Annotated in this window: 6 protein-coding genes; all 6 read left to right on the plus strand. The window is 63.1% G+C overall.

Annotation, left to right across the window (positions count from 1 at the left end):
* The first annotated feature begins 266 nt into the window (after positions 1-266).
* Positions 267-401: a hypothetical protein gene (locus EOA79_RS34185; protein WP_259979787.1), complete on the plus strand. Its 135-nt coding sequence runs from the start codon at positions 267-269 to the stop codon at positions 399-401.
* 105 nt (positions 402-506) lie between these two features.
* Complete coding sequence (locus tag EOA79_RS29740) at positions 507-797, plus strand: Dabb family protein (RefSeq protein ID WP_066989660.1); 291 nt, start codon at positions 507-509, stop codon at positions 795-797.
* A gap of 70 nt (positions 798-867) precedes the next feature.
* Positions 868-1,743 carry a VOC family protein gene (locus tag EOA79_RS29745; protein WP_095825438.1) on the plus strand — a complete coding sequence of 292 codons (876 nt, stop codon included), beginning with the start codon at positions 868-870 and terminating at the stop codon, positions 1,741-1,743.
* Positions 1,740-2,582 (plus strand): 3-deoxy-8-phosphooctulonate synthase, encoded by an 843-nt coding sequence (gene kdsA / locus EOA79_RS29750; protein WP_095825437.1) that lies wholly within the window; start codon positions 1,740-1,742, stop codon positions 2,580-2,582. Before EOA79_RS29745 ends, kdsA begins: the two co-directional genes overlap by 4 nt.
* A 79-nt stretch (positions 2,583-2,661) precedes the next feature.
* Complete coding sequence (locus EOA79_RS29755; protein ID WP_066989666.1) at positions 2,662-3,027, plus strand: PRC-barrel domain-containing protein; 366 nt, start codon at positions 2,662-2,664, stop codon at positions 3,025-3,027.
* A gap of 393 nt (positions 3,028-3,420) precedes the next feature.
* Positions 3,421-4,695, plus strand: coding sequence for a phosphopyruvate hydratase (gene eno, locus EOA79_RS29760; protein WP_095825436.1), 1,275 nt, complete (start codon positions 3,421-3,423; stop codon positions 4,693-4,695).
* Positions 4,696-4,716 lie beyond the last annotated feature (21 nt).

Genomic DNA, 4,716 nt, shown 5'->3' on the forward strand with positions numbered 1-4,716 from the left:
GGTTCAAGGAAGCCTCCTGTTGCGAACGACGCTCGGCGCTCGCCCGAGGATGCAGTGACGGCGCCGGACAGCCGGAAAAATGCCGGATGTCCGATCGCGGTTGCATCATGTTCGCATGAGACATTTGTGCTCGCACCGCAGCTCTCCAGGTAGCCGGCGCTGGGTCCCATGACGCCGGAAAGGTGCGTCGATTACAAAGCAGTGAATTGGAACGATTGCCGTGAAGGCGCTCTGGTTCGGTTTGAGGACATACGCTAGCTTTAGCCATGCGTTATGTGATCGTTATCGTCGCCATCACGTTCTTCCTGATCTGGGACGGCCTCTACAACCAGGGCCAATATCTCGACGCGACCGTCAGGGAGATGTCGCGCATCGTGCGTTACGTCACCGGCGCTGCCTGAGGCCCCGACGCTGCCGCTCAAATAGCGGGCGCGACATCGTTGCCGGTTGACGCGACGGCCTTGCTCCCACAAAACGCGTTCATCCGTCGATCAAGGAGGCTGGGTTTGATCCGGCACATCGTTTTCTTCAGCGTGCGGCGCAAGGAGGATGTGGAGGCCGTCCGGTCAGGGCTGCAGGAACTGGGCAAGATTCCACATTCGAAACACTTCGAGGTGACGCTCAATACCAAGGTCGATCTGTTCTCAAACGCGATCGACGTGGTCGTCTATGCCGAATTCGAGGACGAGGCAGCGCTCGCAGCATACAGGGCGCATCCGATCTATGCGGAGACGACAGGCAGGGTTAAACCGTTGCGCGAGCTGCGTTATTCGGCCGACGTCGTGGCCGCCGCCTGAGCCGCGCCGTCCGCTCGCCTTGGACGCCAGGCCTTGAACCGATTTCCGCAATGGTGCACACCGCGCCGGCATGACGAAAACTCCGCCCCATCCGCTCGATCATCTCGTTCTGCCCACGCGGAGCCTCCACATTGCAAGGCAGCGCCTCTCGTCGCTCGGCTTCGTCGTCGCCCCGACCGGCGTCCATCCTTTCGGGACCGAGAACGCTTGTGTCTTCTTCACCGACGGCACCTATCTGGAACCGCTGGCCGTCGGCGATGACCAAACGGCCGATCGGGCGATGGGCGAAGGCAACGTCTTCGTCGCGCGCGACCGCCTTTACCGCAGCAGGCTTGGCGACGAGGGCTTCTCCGCGGTCGTCTTCGGGACCGCCGATGCAGATGCCGACCACGCGCGCTATGTCGAAGCGGGGCTGTCGGCAGGCAACATGTTGAGCTTTTCGCGCGCCTTCACCGACACCACGGGCAAAAGCGACACGGCATCGTTCAAACTGGCATTCGCGGCCGACAGAAAAGCACCGGACGCATTCCTGTTCGCCTGCCAGCGCATCAACGCGCCGCAGATCGACCGCACCGCACTGCAGGCACATGCCAATGGCGTGACCGGCATCGTCGAGATCGTGGCGGTGAGCGACGAGCCTTCGAGCCAGAGGGGACTGATATCGATCGCTGCCGGCCAGGGCGCGAGCGACGGCGACAGGACTGACCTGCCAAACGCGACCCTGGCCGTTCTGACGCCCGACGCTTTTGCCGCACGGTTCGGTGCTTCGGCAGGGCAGCCTTCGGACCTGCGATTTGCGGCCGTCATCTTTGCGGTTCGCAGCGTCGCCGCAGCCACCCAGCTACTTGCGGCAAACGCCATAGAGCACAACATGAGCGGCGACGATGTCGTCGTGCCGCCGGCACTCGGTCAGGGCGCGGCCTTCATCTTTCGGGAGATCCCATGAGCGAGCCCCTTGCGCCCAATGCCGCGGTAAGCGTCGGCAAGGTCGTTTTCGCCAACAATGCGCCCTTGTCGCTGATCGCAGGCCCCTGTCAACTCGAGTCGCGCCAGCATGCCTTCGACATGGCCGGGGCGCTGAAGGAACTGACCACCAGGCTCGGTATCGGGCTCGTTTACAAGACGAGCTACGACAAGGCCAATCGCACCTCGCTTGGCGGCGCGCGCGGCGCCGGGCTCGAGGCGGCGATGCCGATCTTCGACGATCTGCGCAAGGAGTTCGGGCTGCCGGTGCTGACCGACGTCCACACCGAGGAGCAATGCGCATCGGTCGCGCCGCATGTGGATGTGCTGCAGATACCGGCCTTTCTTAGCCGGCAGACGGATCTGCTGATTGCGGCGGCGCGCACCGGCAAGGTGGTGAACGTCAAGAAGGGTCAGTTCCTGGCGCCATGGGACATGAAGAATGTCGTCGCCAAGGCCACCGGTTCCGGCAACGCCAACGTGCTGGTCACCGAGCGCGGCGCCTCCTTCGGCTACAACACACTGGTGTCGGACATGCGAGCGCTGCCGATCATGGCCGAGATCGGCGCGCCGGTGATCTTCGACGCCACCCATTCCGTGCAGCAGCCGGGCGGGCAGGGCAGCTCGACCGGTGGCGAACGACGCTTTGTCGAGACCCTCGCGCGCGCCGCCGTGGCGATCGGCGTTGCCGGCGTGTTCATCGAAACCCACCAGGATCCGGACAACGCCCCCTCCGACGGCCCCAACATGGTGCCCTTGAAGAATCTTCCCGCATTGCTGGAAAGGCTGATGGCGTTCGATCGGATCGCCAAGAGGCCGTAGCAGGGCAGCCGAAAATCTGGAACCTTCGCCCGCTCCCCTCATTGTCCACAACGGACAAGCAAATGAGAGGAGCACAACAATGACCACTCCGTCTGGCCACACCGAAGCCATTGCCGCCTCGCGCGTCATCGGCACCTCGGTCTACAACACCGCCGGCGACAGCATCGGCAGCATCGAGGACGTGATGCTCGACAAGATGTCGAACGGGATCATGTTCGCGGTCATCGGCTTCGGCGGCTTCCTCGGCATGGGCGAGAAGTATCACGCCATTCCGTGGGCAAGCCTCGACTATGATGAAAACATGGGCGGCTACGTCGTGCCTTTCACCAAGGAACAGCTCAAGGCGGCACCGGCCTACTCGATCGAGGAATTGACCGGCGCCGATGGTGAAGCGGCCCGCGACGCATCCTTCGAATACTACCACGTGAAGCCTTACTGGCACTGATCGGCCTGAGCGGCTGCTTCCAGAATCGAGAAGGCCCCCGGGTCCGGGGGCCTTCGAGCGTTGAGGAACCTATTCAGCGGTCCGAAGGGTGGATAGCTCCGTGGAGTTCTGCTGAGGCTTCTGGGTTTCGCAGGACGTTAGGAACGCCGCCGCGATCAGGAACAAACTCACGATACCGCTCAACTGGGACATGGCGAAACTCCTCGTGTTTCGCCCCGCGCAAACACGACCATAAATCAGAAGGGCGAGTCGCGCGCATGACTAATGATGACAAAGATTTGCGCTTCGTGAATCTTGTCGCCGGCAATTATTGCGGACCGCCCAATTGCCTTTTGCCGGGCTTTGGCTAAGAGGGGCGCGACGCTTCAATCGATCAAAATCGGGGACATCGCAATGACCGCCATCATCGACATTGTCGGGCGTGAAATCCTGGACAGCCGTGGAAATCCGACCGTCGAGGTCGACGTGGTGCTGGAAGACGGCTCGATGGGCCGCGCCGCCGTTCCGTCGGGCGCCTCGACCGGCGCGCATGAGGCGGTCGAGCTGCGCGACGGCGGGCCGCGCTATCTCGGCAAGGGAGTCCAGGGCGCCGTCGAGGCGGTGAACGGCGAGTTATTCGAGGCGATCGGCGGCATGGAAGCCGAGAACCAGATCCATATCGACCAGACGATGATCGAGCTCGACGGCACTCCGAACAAGAGCCGGCTCGGCGCCAACGCCATCCTCGGCGTGTCGCTGGCGGTGGCCAAGGCCGCCGCCGAGGCCGCCGGGCTGCCGCTCTACCGCTATGTCGGCGGCGCCAAGGCGCACATCCTGCCGGTGCCGATGATGAACATCATCAATGGCGGCGCTCATGCCGACAACCCGATCGACTTTCAGGAATTCATGATCCTGCCGGTCGGCGCGCCGACCCTGCGCGACGGCGTGCGTTGGGGCTCTGAAATCTTCCATACGCTGAGAAAGAAGCTGAAGGATGCCGGCCACAACACCAATGTCGGCGACGAGGGCGGTTTCGCCCCCAACCTGAAGAGCGCGCCGTCGGCCCTCGATTTCATCATGGAATCGATCGAGAAGGCCGGCTTCAGGCCGGGCGAGGACGTGGCACTCGGCCTCGACTGCGCGGCGACCGAGTTCTTCAAGGACGGCAACTACGTCTATGAGGGCGAGAAGAAGACCCGCGATCCGAAGGCGCAGGCCAAATACCTCGCCAAGCTCGCTTCCGATTATCCGATCGTCACCATCGAGGACGGCCTTGCCGAGGACGATTGGGAGGGCTGGAAATACCTGACCGATCTGATCGGCAAGAAGACCCAATTGGTCGGCGACGACCTGTTCGTCACCAACACGGCGCGACTGCGCGACGGTATCCGCATGGGCGTCGCCAACTCGATCCTGGTCAAGGTCAACCAGATCGGCTCGCTCACCGAAACGCTCGACGCGGTCGAGACCGCGCACAAGGCCGGCTACACCGCCGTCATGTCGCACCGCTCGGGCGAGACCGAGGATTCGACCATTGCCGACCTCGCCGTCGCCACCAACTGCGGGCAGATCAAGACCGGCTCGCTGTCGCGCTCAGACCGCATGGCCAAGTACAACCAGCTCATCCGGATCGAGGAAGAGCTCGGCCGGCAGGCGCGCTACGCCGGCAAGTCGGTGGTCAAGGGCTGATCCGGACGAACTGTCTTGGTT

The organism is Mesorhizobium sp. M1A.F.Ca.IN.020.03.2.1 (assembly GCF_004023205.1).
In the GTDB taxonomy this organism is placed as follows: domain Bacteria; phylum Pseudomonadota; class Alphaproteobacteria; order Rhizobiales; family Rhizobiaceae; genus Mesorhizobium.